General features: G+C 62.9%; 17 protein-coding genes. 3 read left to right on the forward strand and 14 right to left on the reverse strand.

All coding sequences use genetic code 11. The annotated features are described in order from the left end of the window. Positions 1 to 30: 30 nt before the first annotated feature. The 9 genes from flgJ to flgB all read right to left on the reverse strand — a co-directional run bounded on the left by flgJ (position 31) and on the right by flgB (position 7,580). Complete coding sequence (flgJ, locus tag GTP69_RS06705) at positions 31 to 1,002, reverse strand: flagellar assembly peptidoglycan hydrolase FlgJ (RefSeq protein ID WP_161054161.1); 972 nt, start codon at positions 1,000 to 1,002, stop codon at positions 31 to 33. A 12-nt stretch (positions 1,003 to 1,014) separates the two neighbouring features. Continuing rightward, the gene (locus GTP69_RS06710; RefSeq protein WP_371867832.1) at positions 1,015 to 2,142 is read right to left on the reverse strand and encodes a flagellar basal body P-ring protein FlgI; all 1,128 of its coding nucleotides are present in this window, start codon (positions 2,140 to 2,142) and stop codon (positions 1,015 to 1,017) included. Next, positions 2,142 to 2,798 carry a flagellar basal body L-ring protein FlgH gene (locus tag GTP69_RS06715; protein WP_161054162.1) on the reverse strand — a complete coding sequence of 219 codons (657 nt, stop codon included), beginning with the start codon at positions 2,796 to 2,798 and terminating at the stop codon, positions 2,142 to 2,144. Before GTP69_RS06715 ends, GTP69_RS06710 begins: the two co-directional genes overlap by 1 nt. A 10-nt stretch (positions 2,799 to 2,808) precedes the next feature. After that, positions 2,809 to 3,600 carry a flagellar basal-body rod protein FlgG gene (gene flgG, locus GTP69_RS06720; protein ID WP_110844736.1) on the reverse strand — a complete coding sequence of 264 codons (792 nt, stop codon included), beginning with the start codon at positions 3,598 to 3,600 and terminating at the stop codon, positions 2,809 to 2,811. 70 nt (positions 3,601 to 3,670) lie between these two features. Further along, positions 3,671 to 4,411: a flagellar basal-body rod protein FlgF gene (flgF, locus tag GTP69_RS06725; protein ID WP_161054163.1), complete on the reverse strand. Its 741-nt coding sequence runs from the start codon at positions 4,409 to 4,411 to the stop codon at positions 3,671 to 3,673. Positions 4,412 to 4,434: 23 nt separating this feature from the next. Next, the gene (flgE, locus tag GTP69_RS06730; protein WP_161054164.1) at positions 4,435 to 5,991 is read right to left on the reverse strand and encodes a flagellar hook protein FlgE; all 1,557 of its coding nucleotides are present in this window, start codon (positions 5,989 to 5,991) and stop codon (positions 4,435 to 4,437) included. A gap of 26 nt (positions 5,992 to 6,017) precedes the next feature. After that, positions 6,018 to 6,716 carry a flagellar hook assembly protein FlgD gene (locus GTP69_RS06735; RefSeq protein ID WP_161054165.1) on the reverse strand — a complete coding sequence of 233 codons (699 nt, stop codon included), beginning with the start codon at positions 6,714 to 6,716 and terminating at the stop codon, positions 6,018 to 6,020. 22 nt (positions 6,717 to 6,738) lie between these two features. Beyond that, the gene (gene flgC / locus GTP69_RS06740) at positions 6,739 to 7,149 is read right to left on the reverse strand and encodes a flagellar basal body rod protein FlgC (RefSeq protein ID WP_161046732.1); all 411 of its coding nucleotides are present in this window, start codon (positions 7,147 to 7,149) and stop codon (positions 6,739 to 6,741) included. Between the two features lie 2 nt (positions 7,150 to 7,151). Next, positions 7,152 to 7,580, reverse strand: coding sequence for a flagellar basal body rod protein FlgB (gene flgB / locus GTP69_RS06745; protein WP_161054166.1), 429 nt, complete (start codon positions 7,578 to 7,580; stop codon positions 7,152 to 7,154). 154 nt (positions 7,581 to 7,734) lie between these two features. Here flgB and flgA point away from each other — a divergent pair, with 154 nt between their 5' ends. From flgA to GTP69_RS06760, 3 genes are all read left to right on the forward strand, one after another. Next, positions 7,735 to 8,430: a flagellar basal body P-ring formation chaperone FlgA gene (gene flgA, locus GTP69_RS06750; protein ID WP_161054167.1), complete on the forward strand. Its 696-nt coding sequence runs from the start codon at positions 7,735 to 7,737 to the stop codon at positions 8,428 to 8,430. A gap of 96 nt (positions 8,431 to 8,526) precedes the next feature. Further along, the gene (gene flgM, locus GTP69_RS06755) at positions 8,527 to 8,844 is read left to right on the forward strand and encodes a flagellar biosynthesis anti-sigma factor FlgM (protein ID WP_110844742.1); all 318 of its coding nucleotides are present in this window, start codon (positions 8,527 to 8,529) and stop codon (positions 8,842 to 8,844) included. 7 nt (positions 8,845 to 8,851) lie between these two features. Continuing rightward, on the forward strand, positions 8,852 to 9,328 hold the full coding sequence (locus tag GTP69_RS06760) for a flagella synthesis protein FlgN (RefSeq protein ID WP_161054168.1): 477 nt from the start codon (positions 8,852 to 8,854) through the stop codon (positions 9,326 to 9,328). Position 9,329: 1 nt separating this feature from the next. On the opposite strand, the gene motD is transcribed toward GTP69_RS06760, so the two are convergent. Genes motD through flhF form a run of 5 tightly spaced genes read right to left on the reverse strand, consistent with a single transcriptional unit; the run spans position 9,330 to position 13,838 of the window. Further along, complete coding sequence (gene motD, locus GTP69_RS06765; protein WP_161054169.1) at positions 9,330 to 10,103, reverse strand: flagellar motor protein MotD; 774 nt, start codon at positions 10,101 to 10,103, stop codon at positions 9,330 to 9,332. Between the two features lies 1 nt (position 10,104). Then, the gene (locus tag GTP69_RS06770) at positions 10,105 to 10,851 is read right to left on the reverse strand and encodes a flagellar motor protein (protein WP_161054170.1); all 747 of its coding nucleotides are present in this window, start codon (positions 10,849 to 10,851) and stop codon (positions 10,105 to 10,107) included. Beyond that, positions 10,833 to 11,564, reverse strand: coding sequence for an RNA polymerase sigma factor FliA (locus GTP69_RS06775; RefSeq protein ID WP_110844746.1), 732 nt, complete (start codon positions 11,562 to 11,564; stop codon positions 10,833 to 10,835). Before GTP69_RS06775 ends, GTP69_RS06770 begins: the two co-directional genes overlap by 19 nt. 20 nt (positions 11,565 to 11,584) lie before the next feature. Next, a complete protein-coding gene (locus tag GTP69_RS06780) occupies positions 11,585 to 12,385 on the reverse strand; it encodes a MinD/ParA family ATP-binding protein (protein WP_110844747.1) in 801 nt (266 codons plus the stop codon). Then, positions 12,378 to 13,838 (reverse strand): flagellar biosynthesis GTPase FlhF, encoded by a 1,461-nt coding sequence (gene flhF / locus GTP69_RS06785; RefSeq protein ID WP_161054171.1) that lies wholly within the window; start codon positions 13,836 to 13,838, stop codon positions 12,378 to 12,380. Before flhF ends, GTP69_RS06780 begins: the two co-directional genes overlap by 8 nt. Positions 13,839 to 13,959 lie beyond the last annotated feature (121 nt).

Genomic DNA, 13,959 nt, shown 5'->3' on the forward strand with positions numbered 1-13,959 from the left:
GTGTTAACGGCAAACCGCCGAAAAACTTGATTACCCCGCCAGCGAGCGCTTGATGATGCTGGTCAGCTTGGCGGCGTAATTCGGATCGGTGGCGTAGCCGGCCTTCTGCAAGCCCTGGGCAAAGCTGCTGGCGTCGCCGGCGCTGGCCAGTACTTTTTCATAGCGGGGGTTACTCGCAAGCAATTTCCCGTAGTCCTTGAAACTGTCGGCATAGCTGTCGTAGGCGCGGAAGCGTTCCACCTTGGTCTGCGCCTTGCCGTTGACGTATTCGGTGGTGGTGGCTTCGACCACCTTGCCTTTCCAGTCGGCGCTGGCCTTGATGCCGAACAGGTTGTGGCTGTTGGTGCCGTCGCGGCCCTTGATCTCGCGCTTGCCCCAGCCGGACTCCAGCGCCGCCTGGCCCAGCATGAACTTGGCCGGGATGCCGGTGGCCTTGCTGGCCTCTTCGGCGTGCGACGCCAGTTTCTCCTGGAAGCTGCGCACATGCGGCGCCTGCGAACCTTTATTGGTGCTGGTGGCGTCGGTGCTGGTGGTGGCGGTAGTGGACGCTGCGGCATTGCCGCCGGCGGCGGCGATGGCACGCTGCAGCTTGGCGTCCATCAGGCTGGCCACGCCGGCAAAGCTGCCGGCGTTGGCGCCGTTGCTGCTGTCGGCCGCCTCGCCGCTGAGCGCCAGCGCTTGCGCGTCGGTCTGCTTGTTGAGCTGGCGCACCAGCATATCGGCCAGGCCAATGCCCTTCTTGGCGATGTTCTGGCTGGTCTGCTGGTCCTGCATGGTCTGGAACATCTTGGTCTGGGCGCTGTCCGTCAGGCCATCCTGCGGCGTCGCCTCGCGCATGCTCTTCATCATCATGTTGACGAACATGGCTTCGAACTGGGTGGCGGCGGTCTTCAGCGCGGCCGGGCTGCCGGCGCGGGCCGACTGCTTGAGGCTGCCCATATCGCGCACATCCAGCGCAAACTTGCCACTCAGGTCGGTATTGGTCGAAGTTGGACTGGTCATGGTCGCACCTGCTTAAATGATTTCCAGTTCGGCGTGCAGCGAACCTGCCGCCTTCATCGCCTGCAAGATCGACAGCAGGTCCTGTGGCGTCGCACCGATGGCGTTAAGCGCCTTGACCACATCGGCCAGCGATGCGCCGCCCTTGACCAGCATGACCTTGCCGCCATCGGCCTTGATGCCGACCTGCGGATTCTGCGTGACCACCGTGCGGCCGCCCGACAACGGGTTCGGCTGGCTGACTGAAGTATCGGCATTCACCGATACTGACAGATTACCGTGGGAAATGGCGCACGTATCCAGCGTCACCGCGCGGTTCATCACCACCGAGCCGGTGCGGGCGTTCATGATCACCTTGGCCTGCTGCTCGGCCGGATTGACTTGCATGTCCTGTAGCGTACCGATGAAGGTCACGCGCTGGTCGCTGCTGCTGGGCGCCTGCACGCGGATCACGCGGCTGTCCAGCGCGTAGGCAATGCCGGCGCCGTATTTGTCGTTGATGGCTTCCACCACGCGGCTGGCGGTGGCGAAGTCGGCGCTGTTGAGCTCCAGCTTGATCATATTGCCTTCGCCCAGATTCGAGGCAACGGCACGCTCAACGGTTGCACCGCCGGAAATCTTGCCCACGCTCAGGTGGTTGACGGTCAGCGAACTGCCACCGCCACCGCCGCCGCCGGCTTGCACGCCGACACCGCCGACCAGCACATTGCCCTGCGCCATGCCGTAGACCTGGCCATCGGCGCCTTTCAGCGGCGTCATCAGCAGTGTGCCGCCGCGCAAGCTCTTGGCGTTACCCATCGACGACACGGTGATGTCCAGCTGCTGGCCCGGCTGCGCAAACGGCGGCAGCGTGGCCGTGACCATCACGGCGGCAACGTTTTTCAGCTGCAACTGCGTGCCGCCCTGCGGCAGGTTGACGCCCAGCTGCTGCAACATCGACACCACGCTTTGCACGGTGAACGGGGTCTGCGTGGTCTGGTCGCCCGAACCGTCGAGGCCGACCACCAGGCCATAGCCCAGCAATTGGTTATTCCGCACGCCGGCGATACTGGCCAGGTCCTTGATGCGCTCGGCCTGGGTCAGCGGCGATAACAACGCCAGACAGACCAGGATGGCGGCTTTAAGTGGAGTTTTCATGGTCATCAGAACGGCAACAGACTTTGGAAGAAGCGCGACGCCATCGACGACAGCTCGGCGCGGTCGATATGGTTGGCGGTGCGGTACTCGACGCGGGCATCGGCCACAGCGGTCGACTGCACGGTGTTGCCGGTGGCAATGCTGTCCGGGTTGATCATGCCGGAGAAGCGGATGTATTCGGTACCCTTGTTCATGCCGATCTGCTTCTCGCCGGCCACGATCAGGTTGCCGTTGCCCAGCACTTCCACCACCGTGATGCCCATGGTGCCGGTGAAGGCGTTGCTGGCGGTCTGGTTATCGCCGTCGGTGTAGGTATTGGTGGTGGCGGCGGTCAATGGATTAACGCCGAACGTGCCGCTCAGCTTGCCCGGCAAGGTGGCGCTGACGCTGCCCGACTTGTTGCCGGTGGCGGTGCCGGCCTTGTTGGCCGAGGTGCGCTCGGTGATGACCAGCGTCAGCACATCGCCCACATGGCGCGCGCGGCGGTCTTCGAACACCGGGCGGAACGCGGCCGGCTGGTAGATGGCGCCATTGTTCGGCACAGCCTGCATCTGCTCGGTGGTCAGCGGCCGCGCGGTCATCGGCGCGTTGACGATCGTGGTCGGCGTCGAAGCGCAGGCACTCAGCAGCGCAGCAGCAACAAGGGGGATGGCGTATTTCATGATCATGTCCTTACATCTGCGACAGTTTTTGCAGCATCTGGTCGGAGGTGGTGATGGCCTTGGAATTGATCTCGTAGGCACGCTGGGTCTGGATCATATTGACCATCTCCTCCACCACGTTGACGTTGGAGGTTTCCACATAGCCTTGCAAAATCGTGCCGGTGCCGTTGCTGCCTGGCGTGTTCTGCTGCGGCGCGCCGGAGGCGGTGGTTTCCACGTACAGGTTCTCGCCCTTCGATTCCAGCCCGGTCGGGTTGATGAAGGTGGCCAGCTGCAAACTGCCCAGCTGCTGGGTGGTGGTGGCGCCGTTGGTGTTGGCGATGTTGACCGAGACAGTGCCGTCGCGCGCCACGGTGATCGACTGCGCGGTGATCGGGATGGTGATGGCCGGTTGCAGCGCAAAGCCTTCCGAGGTCACCATCTGGCCGTTCTGGTCGCGCTGGAACGAACCGTCGCGGGTGTAGGCGGTGGTGCCGTCCGGCAGCAGCACGGTGAAGAAGCCGCTGCCGTTGACCATGATGTCTTTATCGTTGCCGGTCGACTGCGGATTGCCCTGGGTGTGGATGCGCTCGATGGCGACGGTGCGGACACCGGTACCGAGCTGCATGCCCGAAGGCAGATTGGTCTGCTGCGACGATTGCGCACCCGGCTGGCGGATATTCTGGTACAGCAGATCTTCGAAGACGGCGCGTGACTTTTTGAAACCGTTGGTGCTGACGTTGGCCAGATTATGGGACGTAACGTCCATCTGCGTCTGCTGCGCTTCCATGCCAGTCTTGGCGATCCATAACGAACGTATCATGATGCTTCTCCCAATGCCGGATGAACATCAAGACTGTTCATCCCATGCAAGCATTATGCGGGAGAGATCATCAACTCAAAGCGAGGATCTGGGTGGCTTTTGCGGCGTTATTCTCGGCGTTCTTCATCAGGCTCATTTGCATTTCGAACTGCCTTGCCAGACTGATCATGTTGACCATGGAATCGACCGGATTGACATTGCTGCCCTCGACCGCGCCATCGACCACACGCACGGTCGGGTCGTTCTCGGCCGGCGTGCCGTCGGCCTGGCGGAACAGGCCGTCGTCGCCGCGCAGCAGCGTCTTGGTGTCCGGATTGACCAGCTTGATGCGGCCCAGTACGTTGGCCGGACCCGGCGCGTAGTTGTCGTCGTTGACGCTCACCGTGCCGTCGCTGGCGATGGTGATCTTGGTGTCCGGCGGCACCGCGATGGGGCCGCCGTCACCGATCACGGTCTGCCCGCTGGTGGTTTGCAGAATGCCGTTTTCGGTGACCTTCAGGCTGCCGTTGCGGGTATAGGCTTCGGAACCGTCCGCCGACTGCACCGCGATCATGCCCTGGTCGCGGATGGCGATGTCCAGCGAACGCCCGGTGGTCTCGATCGGGCCGGAACGGAAGTCCGTCCCGACCGTGGAGTCGACCACAAAGGCGCGCGTGGGCAAGCCCTCGGACACCACCGGCACCGCCCGGAACGTATCGAGCTGGGCGCGGAAGCCGGTGGTGGTGGCGTTGGCCAGGTTGTTCGACACGGTGGCTTGCTGCTCCATCACGTGGCGGGCCCCGGTCATCGCGGTGTAGACGAGACGGTCCATAACTTATCCCTTTAACTGCGTCATTAACGCAGATTGACCAGCGTTTGCAGGATCGAGTCCTCGGTCTTGATGGTCTGCGCATTGGCCTGGTAGACGCGCTGCGCGGTGATCATGTTGACCAGTTCGGCCGTCAGGTCGGTGTTGGAAGTTTCCACCGCCGACGACCGCAGCGAGCCCATCGAGCCCGCGTTCGGCACGCCGATGGTTGGCGGACCCGACGACGAGCTTTCCGCCCAGGCATTGTTGCCCAGTGGCGTCAGGCCGTCGACGCTGGCGAAGTTGGCCATGGCGATCTGGCCCATGGCGCGCGACTTGCCGTTGCTGTACTGGCCCAGGATCACGCCGTTCTCGTCGATCGAGTAACGCTGCCAGGAACCGGCCGAGTAACCGTTCTGGGTCGAGCCCAGGTCGTTGGTCACGCTGCCGTACTGGGTGGTCTTGTCGAAGGTGGTGGCAACCGTCATCGGCTCCTGCGCGCCGGTGTCCGGGAAAATCGGCAGCTGGATCTGGAATGGCAGCGTTTGTGGCGGGTCCAGCAGCGCCATGGCTTGCGGGTCCAGCGCGCCGTTCTTGGTGAACAGCAGCGTGCCGACCTTGACTGCCGGCACCGTGATGGCGGCGCCCAGCAAGGCGTTGATCTGGTCCGGCGTCTTGCCGGTGATCTCGCCACTGCCACTCGGGTCCAGTGCGGTGTAGGCGGCGGTCAGCGCGTCCAGTTGAGCCTGGCTGGCAACGGCGGGCGGCGTTTGTGCTGCGGTCGTCATGGCGCCGTAGGCGGCAGTCGCATACGTGGCGGCGGCTTGCGCAATCTGCGTCGCATCCGGCGGCGTCGCCTGGACTGCGGCATTGTAGACGGCGCGCGCAGCCTTGGTCGGGTCGTCGTTGTTCACGGCGGCGGCCACGCTGGCCGAGACGATTTCCTTGTTGTCGGCGGCAGCGTACACGTCCCAGGTATTCGCATCGGTCTTGACGTAGTAGGTGGTCATGATGTGCGCGGTACCCAGCGAGTCGTACACGTTCAGCACGGTCTGCTTGTTGTAGCTGGTCGGATCATTAGCGTCGAAAGGTATCGTCGCCGGTACTTTTTCAGCCGAGCTCAGGTTCAACTGGAAGTTGGCTTCGCTGGTTGCCACCGGGGTCAGGTCGGACTTGTCCAGCGTCAGCGGCACTGGCGAACCGAGCTGGATCACGCCGGCCGTGTTCGACAGATAACCAGTCAGCTGCGCGCCTTGCGCGTTGACCAGCGTGTGGCTGGCGTCCTCGTGGAACTGGCCATTGCGCGAGTATTCCACCGCGCCATTGACCACCAGGCGGAAGAAGCCGCCGCCATTGATCGCCACGTCCAGCGGATTGCTGCTGGTCTCGATATTACCCTGCGTGAATTGCTGCGCCAGTTTCGACACCGTCACACCAATACCGGCGTTGTTGCCGGACACGCCATTCAGCGAGTTGGCGTACAAGTCGGCAAACTGCGCCTGCGAACTCTTGAAGCCCACGGTGCTGGCATTGGCGATGTTATTGCCAATGACGTCCAGCGATTTGGATGCAGCATTCAAGCCGCTCAGTCCTTGTTGGAACATGGTATTCCCCTATTGGTGATGACTGCTTACAGAACTTCTTTGACATCGCTCATGGCGAACTGCCCGAGCGAAGTATTCAGTTTGACGCCGCCGCTGCCGGTCGACACGCTGGCCACCGCCGCCAGTTGCAATGGCGTGGCGTCGGTCAAGGTTTTGCCGGCGCTGGTGGCGGTGACGGTGAAGGTGTACTTGCCGGCCGGCGCCGCGGTTTTATCGTCCTGGGTACCGTCCCAGGTAATCGGGTAGGTGCCGACGTCGGCATTGGTCATGGCCATGGTACGCACCGTCTTGCCGGTACTGTCCTGGATCGCGATGCTGACGTTTTGCGCCGCCGAGGCCAAGTCAATGCCGAACACGCTGGAACTGCTCTTGGTGCCGTCGTCGGCGGTGCTGGTCGCCAGCTCGATGCCCTTGCCAGCCACCAGCACACCCTTGCCGATCATGCTGATCGCGCTTTGCGACTGCGAACTGGCGATATCGGAGCGCAGCGATTCCAGCGTCGAGTTGACCTTGTTGATGCCGGTCACGGTCGACAGCTGGGCCAGCTGGCTGGTCATCGCCGCGTTGTCCATCGGATTCAACGGGTCCTGGTTCTGCAATTGCGTGACCAGCAGTTTCATGAACTTGTCCTGGTCCGCCTGCACGCTGTCGGTGGCGGTGGTGGTCGTGGTGGTCGGTGTGCTGTTCACCGCCGCCGGCGTGTCGATGATGCCGCTAATGGTCATGATGGCCTCTTGTTTCTCTTATTTAGTTTTGACCGATGGTCAGGGTTTTTAACAGCAGCGTTTTCGCCGTATTCATGGTTTCCACATTGTTCTGGTAGGAGCGCGAGGCCGACATCATGTTGACCATCTCGTCCACTACGTTGACGTTCGGCATGGTGACGTAGCCGTTTTCGTCGGCGCCCGGATGCTTGGGGTCGTACATCATCTTCATCGGCGACTGGTCTTCCACCACCTGCTTGACCCGCACGCCGGTGGAGGCGCCGCCGTTGGTCGGCGTCTGCGCCTCGAACACCACCTGGCGCGCGCGGTAGGCTTCGCCGCTGGCGCTGGTGGCGCTATCGGCATTGGCCAGATTGGAGGCCACCACGTTCAGCCGCTGCGACTGCGCGCTCATGGCCGAACCGGAAACATTAAAAATATTAAACAGTGACATGATCAGTTCCCCGACTGGATTGCCGCCAGCATCGACTTGATCTGGCCGTTGATGGCGGTGATGCCGGCTTCATAGCGGATGGCATTGTCGGCAAACTGGTTGCGCTCGACGTCCATGTCCACCGTGTTGCCGTCCACTGCGCCCTGGATCACGCCGCGGTACAGCAGCGGGGTGCCGTCGGCCAGCGTACCGGCGTCTTGCAGAGGGTTCGGGTAATGCTTGACGGCGGTGGTCGCCAGCGACTGCTGGGCGTTCGGGTTGGCCTTGTCCAGCGCGGCCTGCATGGTGGCGCTGAAGTCGATGTCGCGCGCCTTGTAATTCGGCGTATCCGCGTTGGCAATATTGGAGGCGAGCACCGACTGGCGCGTCGAACGCAGGCTCAGTGCCGTTTCATTAAAGCGCATGTAATCGTCTAACTTGCTGCCGAGCATGATGTGCTCCCCTTCCACATTGATGACAGGATCGATGATACGGAGTTGCCCGCCGTAACAATCGGGCGATAAGCACCCCATTTCCCGTCTTATTCAACGCTTCAAGTCCAGCCTGCCAGACTATGATGGCAGTATTGAACGGGAAACCATCACCATGAAACCACGTCTGCTTATTCCTGCACTGTTGGCTGTCGCACTCAGCGCCACTGCTGTCGCCCAGCCCGGTCGCCAGGATATCGCCGCCATCAAGCGCACGGTCGAACAATTTCTGCAGGTGCAGGCGGGCGGCCTGCCGGGCCAGGTCACGGTCACGGTCGGCGCCATCGATCCGCGCATGCAGCTGGCCGCCTGCCCCGATCCGCAAGCTTTCTTCATGCCCGGCGCCCGCGCCTGGGGCAAAACCACGGTCGGCGTGCGCTGTGCGACACCGGCCACGTGGACGGTATATATTCAAGCCAACGTGACCGTGGTGGGCGAATACATCGCCGCCGCCGCCCCGCTGGTGCAGGGTCAGCCGATTGACGCCAACCAGCTGACCGTCCTCAAGGGCGATCTGACAATGTTGCCAGCAGGTATAGCCACCGACGCCAGCCAGGTGATCGGCCGCAGCGCCTCGGTATCGTTGCCACCAGGAACGCCTTTGCGCCTGGACACGCTGCGCAGCAAGCCGGTGGTGCAGTCCGGCCAGCTGGTGCGGCTGGTGTCGAGCGGCAGCGGTTTCAGCGTGTCGGCCGAGGGCCGCGCCATGAGCACGGCCGGCGACGGCCAGGTGGTACAGGTAAAAACCGGCAATGGGCAACAGATTACCGGCATCGCCAAGACCGGCGGCATGGTCGAGGTGGCATTTTGAGCAATGGCCAGGCAAACCCGGCTAAAGTTTACGATCGAATCGCCGTTACCGACTCAGATCCCGGAGTTTCGTACTCCCCGCTGAGAAGGAAATGCTGTGAAAATTAACGATACATTAAAGAGCACGCCCGGCCTGCCGTCGACGCCTGCTGCAACCAGCTCCACCGCGCGCGGCGCGGACAAGGCAGCGGAAGCGGCACCGTCGAATGTGGCGTCGGACAGTGTCCGCCTGTCGCCGCAAGGCCAGGCCATGGCGGCCAGTTCGGCCAGCGGCGCCAATGCCGTGTTCGACACAAAAAAAGTCGAGCGCATCAAATTGGCAATTGCCGATGGCCAGTTCCAGGTCAACTCGGAAAAAGTAGCGGATGGCTTGCTGGATACCGTCAAGGATCTGCTGCACTCAAGAAAACGATAGGATAGTCATGACCACCGTCACCCCGCTGAACAGCCTGCGCGAAGAAGAACACATCATGTCCACCCTGCTGGATGTGCTGCGCCAGGAACAGCAAATGCTGGTGGCCGCGGATATTGAAGGCCTGCCGGCCGTCACCACCCGCAAGACCGCGCTGGTCACGCAAATGACCCTGTTATCCGCGCAACGTCACCGCTCGCTGGGCAAATGCGGCTTTCCTGCAGAGGAAGCCGGCATGGACGCGTGGATCGCCGCCAGCGGCGAGGCACGCGCGGAATCGGAAAGCTTGTGGGGCGCGCTGTTGCAGCACACCCGCACCGCCAAGGAACTGAACCTGGTCAATGGCGTGCTGATCAACAAGCAGATGGGGCAAACCCAGGATGCGCTGCACGCCTTGCGTCCGCAAGGTTCGGCTGGCAATAACTTCTACGGTCCAGGCGGCGTGACCACCACCCTGCCGCGCAGCCGCGGCTTCCTCGCCGGCTGATTTACTGTGCCGGCGCTGCCGTCGGCACTTCGGTACTCGGATCAGGAATTCCCGACAAGATCGTCACCGCCACGCGGCGGTTGCGCGCACGGCCCAGTGGGCTGTCGTTGTCGGCCACCGGCTGGTTTGAACTGAATCCCACTGCAGTCAACCGCGTCGGTGCCACGCCGGCATCGATGAACAGCCGCACCACGCTGCTGGCGCGCACCGACGACAATTCCCAATTGGATGGATAACGCGGATTGGCAATCGGCTGGTTGTCCGTATGCCCTTCCACCTGCACATTGTGCGTATCGCTCTTGAGCAGATTGGCCACTGCGCGCAGCGCTTCCACCGATTCCGGCATCAGCTTGGCCTCGCCCGGATCGAACAGCACCGACGCATTGATCTCGACGCTGACGCCGCGGCTGTTCTGCGTCACCCGCACCTTGCCCTCTTTGACCAGCGGCGCCATGGTCGACAGCAAATCCTGCGCCAGCCGCGTCATTTGCTCTTTTTCCTTGCGCAGCATCTCGGTGCGACGCTTCAGGCCGGGATTGGGAATCGGCAGGTTCTGCACCTGCGTATTGACCGGCGTGGCCGAACCCTGGCCGCCGAAGGCATTGCCCAGCGCATCGGAAAACACCTTGTACTTTCCAATGTTGACCGCCGAAATCGCATACATCACCACAAAGAACGCAAACAGCAGCGTGATGAAGTCGGCATACGAAATCAGCCAGCGCTCATGGTTCTCCGGCTCGTCGTCGAACTTTTTGCGGGCGCGACGGTAGTACATCTCAGTGCTCCCGCAGCAGCGTGGCGATGCGTTCGTCGATCACCCGCGTGTGGTCGCCGGTGGCGATGTCGTAGAACACCGCCGCCGCAATCTCCTGCTGGTGCACGGCCTGCGTGACGATGGCTTTAAGTTTATTGGCGATCGGGTAGAAGAACAGATTGGCCAGGCCGACGCCGTAAATGGTCGACACGAACGCAATCGCAATGCCGGAACCCAGCTTGCTCGGATCGGTCAGGTTTTCCATCACGTGAATCAGGCCCAGCACCGCGCCCAGGATGCCGATGGTCGGCGAATAGCCGGCCGCCGATTCCCAGATGCGCACCGCCTGGCGCTCGGCCGTTTCATAGGCGGTGATTTCGGTGTCCAGCAGCTGGCGCAGTTTCTCCGGCGCGATGCCGTCGACGATCAGGCGCAAGCCCTTGGTATTGAATTGATCCTTGGACGCCAGCATGTAGCGCTCCAGCGACAGCAGGCCGTCGCGGCGCGCTGCCAGGTTCCAGGCGTTGATGTCGCGCGCCAGCGCGGCGCGGGTGTCCTTGGGCGGCGCAAACACCAGCCGCAGCATGCGCACGCCGCGCACAAAGGTCTTGAAACGGGTCTGCAACAGCACTGCGCCAAACGTGCCGACCACGACGATCGCAAACGCAGCGGGTTGCAACAAGGAAGTGAGCTTACCACCCTCCATGGTCTGGCCGGCAATGATGCCGGCCAGCGCCAGCAGCACGCCGGCTACGCTGGCCCAGTCCAAGACCGCTCCCGGAGTGAGGCGCGCAGACGCGCCACGGCCTGCGTATGCAATTGCGATACGCGCGATTCGGATACGCCCATCACGGCGCCAATTTCTTTCAAGTTGAGCTCCTCTTCGTAGTACAAGCCCATCAGCATCTTCTCGCGCTCCGGCAGCATATCGATGGCATCGATCACGGCCTGGCGGAAGTCGCCGTCCAGCAGGGAACGCAGCGGATCGGCGTCGTCATCGGCGGCATAGCGGTCGAGAAAGCTGTCGTTGCCGTCGTCGTCATGGAAATCTTCGTAATACACCAGCTGGTGGCCGCCGCCGTCGCCCAGCATTTCCTGGTAATCGGCCAGCGACAGCTTGAGCGACTTGGCGACTTCCGATTCGCTAGGCGGCCGGCCCAGGCGCTGCTGCAGCGTCGACATGGCGGCTTCGACCTTGCGCATATTCTGCCGCAGCGAGCGCGGCAGCCAGTCGCTGCTGCGCAGCTCGTCCAGCATGGCGCCGCGGATGCGCAGCACCGCATAGGTTTCGAATTGCGCACCGTGGGTTTCTTCGTAACGGCTGATGGCGTCCAACAGGCCGATCATTCCGGCTTGTACCAGATCGTCGACTTCGACGCTGGGCGGCAGTTTCGCCTTCATGTGGTGGGCCAAGCGTTTCACCAACGGCATATGCTCCGTCAGTAAAGTATCCTTGTCCGCTTTCCCTTTTACCGTATACATTCGAATATTTATTATATTAATCAAGCGCGCAGTTGGTGATCCCCCCCCAGCGCGAAGCGGCCCGCCAATTGGCGAAACGCGACAGAGGCCCCTGCCAGCGGAAATGCATCGACCACCGCGCGCCCCAAGCGCGCCGCACGTTGCAGGTACTCATCCGCCGGTACCGATCCCATCGACACCAGGTTGACGGCCAGGTAACGGCTTGCCGCCTGTGCCATATTATCGTAAACCAACCGCGCTTCGTCTTCAGAGGCACCGGTGACCAGAATGCCGAACGGCCGACGGCCCAGTTCCTGGTTCAGGCGCTTAATCATACTGTACGCAGCCTTGATCGAGGTAGCGCTATTCGAGACCTGCACCACAATCTCCGAACTGGCCATGATCGGCACCGGGAAGGCTTCGCCGTCGAATTCGCCGTCAACCAGCACCATGCCGGTCTGTTTGGCCAGCACATCGAAGGCCTTGGCCAGGCGACGGGTCTCGTCCGGACCGCCGCGCACCGCGCCGCGCGTCATGGACGCCACCGAAAAACCTTGCGGCACCGCGTGGATCACCTGGTTCAGTGCACATTCCTGGCGCGCCACGTTGAGCAGGCTGTCGCCGCCGTCGACACCGAGGCGCGAAGCGACGCCGTGGGCGCTGGCGCAGGCGTCGACGATCAGCACGTCATTGCCGGCCCGGGCCAGCGAGGCGCCCAGGTTGACCAGCATGGCGCCCTTGTCGTCTTGCGGCGCCGCCGACAGGAAGGTGACGATGCGGGGCTGGGCCCCGGCCAGCATGCGGCGCAGGCCCTCCGCCTGGTCGAAATTAAAATTAGCCAAGTTGCACCTCGCGCATGCTGCGGTTGTCTTGCGTTGCGTTGCTCATCAGCAGAGGCAGCTCCGCATCCTGGTATTGGGTGTTGACGATGTCGCGCTTGAGCTTGAAGGCGCGGTCGATCAGGTAGGCCGGATCGGCCAGATGCAGGTCTTCCGGCACGCGCTGGCCGTTCGACACGTAGAACAGGTTCAGCTTGTGGCGGATCACCACGTCCAGCGCATTGCCGATTGCAGCCGCTTCGTCCAGCTTGGTCATGATGCAGCCGGCCAGGCCGCTGCCCTGGTAGGCGCGCACCACTTCGCTCAGGGTTTCCTGGGTGGCGGTGGCGTTCAGGCACAGCAGGCGCTTGACGTTGGTGTCGGCGCCTTGCAGCATCGACACCTGCTCGGTGACCATTTGGTCGCGCTGGCTGACGCCGACGGTGTCGATCAGCACGGTATGCTTGTTCTTCAGTTCTTTCAGGGCGATGCGCAGGTCAGCCTCGTCCTTGACCGAGTGCACCATCACGCCGAGGATCTTGCCGTAGATGCGCAGCTGTTCATGCGCGCCGATCCGGTAGGCGTCGGTGGTGATCAGGGCCAGCTTGTCCGGGCCGTGGCGCATGACGCAGCGCGCGGCCAGCTTGGCGGTGCTGGTGGTCTTGCCGACGCCGGTCGGACCGACCAGCGCGAACACGCCGCCCTGCTCGATCAGCGCGTCTTCGTTGGCCATGGTTTGCAGATTGCGCGTGAGGACGGTTTTAATCCAGCGCAGGCTGTCGGCGGCGTCGCGGCCGGCCGGCAGTTTTTCGATCAGGTAGCGCGCCAGGCTGGCCGAGAAACCGGCCGCCAGCATTTCGCGCAGCACGGCGGTCTTCTGCGGTTCGCGCGCTTGCGTCGCGCCCCACGACAGTTCGGCCAGCTGGGTTTCCATCATGCCGCGCATGGCGCGGATTTCGCTCATCATGCCGCTCATCTCGACGGCGGCCGATTCCTTGGCGCTGGCGACGGCGGCGGTGACCAGAGCGGCGATCTGGTGAGCGTCGATGGCTGATGCGGCTTTCGGCTGCGGCGCTGGCGCCGGGGTCGGTGCCGGCGCAGGGGCGGCAGCGGCGACCTTGGTGGCCAGCGACGAATGCGAGGCCACCACGCGGCGTTGCGGCTGCACCGGCAGGCTGGCTGGGCGGGTGCTGGCGACCGGCGGCGACATATGCGGCAAGTCATCTTCGAAGCGCGGCTCGACACGGCCGGCGGCGATCACCGGGGCGTCCAGATCCAGCGACGGTGCGGGTTCCGCCATCGGCGAATGCGGCGCCGGCATGGCCAGCGAGGCGGCGTCGTCGTTTGCCAGGGCGAGGATTTCGACGATGCCGTCGGATTGACGGTTGGACAGGATCACGGCGTCAGGGCCGAGGGATTCGCGGACTTTGCGCAGCGCTTCGCGGGAAGTCGGTGCGGTAAATTTTTTAACGTTCATGACCGTCTCTCAAGGGAACCAGGTTGAGCCACGCGCCTTTAAAGCAAGACGCCTTGACTCCAATGCTTCCATTATTGACGATGCACTCCGGAAACGATCTGATGAACAGGGGCACAAATGG

Origin of the sequence: Duganella levis (assembly GCF_009857605.1) — a bacterium.
GTDB lineage: Bacteria > Pseudomonadota > Gammaproteobacteria > Burkholderiales > Burkholderiaceae_D > Rugamonas > Rugamonas levis.

Bases quoted from the DNA above. Each gene is read 5' to 3' on its own strand.
- flgF (WP_161054163.1), bottom strand. From the start codon at position 4,411: ATGGACCGTCTCGTCTACACCGCGATGACCGGGGCCCGCCACGTGATG.
- flgC (WP_161046732.1), bottom strand. From the start codon at position 7,149: ATGTCACTGTTTAATATTTTTAATGTTTCCGGTTCGGCCATGAGCGCG.
- flgE (WP_161054164.1), bottom strand. From the start codon at position 5,991: ATGTTCCAACAAGGACTGAGCGGCTTGAATGCTGCATCCAAATCGCTG.
- motD (WP_161054169.1), bottom strand. From the start codon at position 10,103: ATGTACTACCGTCGCGCCCGCAAAAAGTTCGACGACGAGCCGGAGAAC.
- GTP69_RS06760 (WP_161054168.1), top strand. From the start codon at position 8,852: ATGACCACCGTCACCCCGCTGAACAGCCTGCGCGAAGAAGAACACATC.
- flgJ (WP_161054161.1), bottom strand. From the start codon at position 1,002: ATGACCAGTCCAACTTCGACCAATACCGACCTGAGTGGCAAGTTTGCG.
- GTP69_RS06715 (WP_161054162.1), bottom strand. From the start codon at position 2,798: ATGAAATACGCCATCCCCCTTGTTGCTGCTGCGCTGCTGAGTGCCTGC.
- GTP69_RS06710 (WP_371867832.1), bottom strand. From the start codon at position 2,142: ATGACCATGAAAACTCCACTTAAAGCCGCCATCCTGGTCTGTCTGGCG.
- flhF (WP_161054171.1), bottom strand. From the start codon at position 13,838: ATGAACGTTAAAAAATTTACCGCACCGACTTCCCGCGAAGCGCTGCGC.
- flgB (WP_161054166.1), bottom strand. From the start codon at position 7,580: ATGCTCGGCAGCAAGTTAGACGATTACATGCGCTTTAATGAAACGGCA.
- flgA (WP_161054167.1), top strand. From the start codon at position 7,735: ATGAAACCACGTCTGCTTATTCCTGCACTGTTGGCTGTCGCACTCAGC.
- flgG (WP_110844736.1), bottom strand. From the start codon at position 3,600: ATGATACGTTCGTTATGGATCGCCAAGACTGGCATGGAAGCGCAGCAG.
- GTP69_RS06735 (WP_161054165.1), bottom strand. From the start codon at position 6,716: ATGACCATTAGCGGCATCATCGACACGCCGGCGGCGGTGAACAGCACA.
- GTP69_RS06775 (WP_110844746.1), bottom strand. From the start codon at position 11,564: ATGTATACGGTAAAAGGGAAAGCGGACAAGGATACTTTACTGACGGAG.